Annotated in this window: 4 protein-coding genes; all 4 read left to right on the top strand. The window is 52.3% G+C overall.

Annotation, left to right across the window (positions count from 1 at the left end):
* A partial coding sequence (locus HYU99_02265) for a citrate (Si)-synthase (protein MBI2339178.1) occupies window positions 1-153 on the top strand: 153 nt, incomplete at its 5' end.
* A gap of 145 nt (window positions 154-298) precedes the next feature.
* Window positions 299-1189 carry a cation transporter gene (locus tag HYU99_02260; protein ID MBI2339177.1) on the top strand — a complete coding sequence of 297 codons (891 nt, stop codon included), beginning with the start codon at window positions 299-301 and terminating at the stop codon, window positions 1187-1189.
* Window positions 1190-1395: 206 nt separating this feature from the next.
* Window positions 1396-1596 (top strand): twin-arginine translocase TatA/TatE family subunit, encoded by a 201-nt coding sequence (locus HYU99_02255; GenBank protein MBI2339176.1) that lies wholly within the window; start codon window positions 1396-1398, stop codon window positions 1594-1596.
* On the top strand, window positions 1586-2070 hold a 485-nt coding region (locus HYU99_02250), incomplete at its 3' end, for a twin-arginine translocase subunit TatC (GenBank protein ID MBI2339175.1). The genes HYU99_02255 and HYU99_02250, both read left to right, overlap by 11 nt.

Genomic DNA, 2070 nt, shown 5'->3' with positions numbered 1-2070 from the left:
ATTCCCACCGAGATGTTCACCGTCCTTTTTGCCGTGGCCCGTGTCTCCGGGTGGCTGGCCCAGTGGCGCGAGTTTCTGTTGGATCCCGAGCAAAAAATATCCCGCCCGCGGCAGATATACCTTGGACGGGGTTTAAGGCATGTGCCGGATTAAAAAATTCCAAATTCCAAATTCCAAACAAACCTCAAAACGACAAATAACAATGTTCAAAACATGAGAGTTTGGCATTTGGATATTGGAATTTGGTGTTTTTTGGAATTTGGTGCTTGGAATTTGGAATTTCTGTTACAATAACGCCATGGCCCGATCAACCGATCGAGAGGTAAGACAGGTTCTCGTCATCACCTTCCTGCTCAACCTCGCCGTTTGCGGCGCCAAACTGGTTTATGGTTTTCTGACCCGGTCGTTGAGCCTTCAGGCTGACGGGTTTCACTCGCTTCTCGATTCCTCCTCCAACATCGTCGCCATGATCGGCATTATTTTGGCCGCCAAACCGCCGGACATCGAACACCCCTACGGCCACCGCAAAATCGAAACGCTGGCCGCACTCGGCATCTCGTTTCTTCTTTTCGCCACCGGTTACGAAATCGTCACCAGCGTGGTGGAACGGATCAAACATCCCGCCATTCCCCAGGTGCATTATTTGAGCTTTGTCATTATGTCGGTCACGGTGGCGATCAATTTTTGGGTTTCGACCTATGAGATGAAAAAGGGGCTCTCACTTAAAAGCGACCTGCTGACGGCCGATTCCCTCCACACGCGCTCGGATATTTTTGTCTCTCTTTCGGTTATCGGGTCGTTTGTGGCCGTCCTTTTGAACGCCGTTTTTCTGGATGCGGTCATTGCCGGCGGGATTATCCTTTTTATCGTCTACGCCGCCTTTCGGATCATGCACCGGAGCCTCAATGTCCTTTTGGACGCCCAACCGATGGACCCGGCCGGGATTGAACAGATTGTCAAAGCCATTCCGGGGATTCTGCTCTGCCACAAAATCAGGACCCGCGGAACCTCCAACGGCGTCTTTGTCGATTTTCACATCCATGTAAATCCATTGATGACGCTGGAAGATGCCCATTCGCTGACCCATCGGGTGATTCGGGAGGTGAAGGAAAAATATCCGGAGATCGTGGATGTGGTGATTCACACCGAACCGGCCTATTTGACAAAAGCACATAAAATAGGGAATTGATAATCAAGCGAACCATCGGGCTTGACCCGTGGTGAGCGCGGGGTTTGGGGCCACCTGCCCGCCGGATTGGCAGGCGGGTTTGAGGCCCGGAATACATGACGCGAGTCAAGCCTAAGCTTTGCTTAGGCGCGAAGCAAATTCGGAGTGAAACGGAGAATTTGCGGAGTAAAAATAGCAACAAACGGGCCAAAAGGGCCCCAAATAAAATGTTCAACATGGGTGGGGGAGAACTGTTTTTAGTCGGGTTGGTGGCCCTCCTGCTGATCGGCCCGAGAAAACTTCCGGAGGTGGCAACGCAACTGGGGCGCTGGTTGCGTGACCTGCAACGGGGATTCGAAGATGTAAAAAAGAGCGTGCGCGAGGGGCTTAAGGAGGAAGAAAAGAAAGAAAAAAAAGATGCCGAATAGCACCCCCCAGCAGACCCTGATCGACCACTTGACCGAACTCCGTAAACGGATCATCCGCTCGCTCTTTGCCATCGCCGGCGGCTCGGTTGTCGGCCTGATTTTTTGCAAGCAAATCTACCGGATCCTGCAGATCCCCATGCTTAAGTCCCTTCCAAAAGGGAGTTTCTTCATCGCCACCACGCCGTTTGAGTCTTACGTCACCTATTTCAAGGTGGCCGCCCTTGCGGGGTTTTTCATCGCCTCGCCGGTTGTCTTCTACCAGTTCTGGCGATTTGTCGCACCGGGCTTAAAAACCGGGGAGAAAAAATATCTTCGCCCCGCCTCTTTTATTTCGGCCCTCCTTTTTACCGGCGGCGCCCTCTTCGGCTATTTTGTCGTCTTCCCCGCGGGATTCTACTACGTGAACCTGATCATGAACGATACCGCCATCCGGTTGTTACCGCGAATGAGTGACTATCTGGGTTTGAGCGTGAT

Source organism: Deltaproteobacteria bacterium (genome assembly GCA_016183175.1).
In the GTDB taxonomy this organism is placed as follows: domain Bacteria; phylum UBA10199; class UBA10199; order UBA10199; family SBBF01; genus JACPFC01.
The sequence above is the reverse complement of the archived record's forward strand: the minus strand, read 5'-3'. Positions and strand labels throughout refer to the sequence as shown.

Bases quoted from the DNA above. Each gene is read 5' to 3' on its own strand.
- HYU99_02255 (MBI2339176.1), top strand. From the start codon at position 1,396: ATGTTCAACATGGGTGGGGGAGAACTGTTTTTAGTCGGGTTGGTGGCC.
- HYU99_02260 (MBI2339177.1), top strand. From the start codon at position 299: ATGGCCCGATCAACCGATCGAGAGGTAAGACAGGTTCTCGTCATCACC.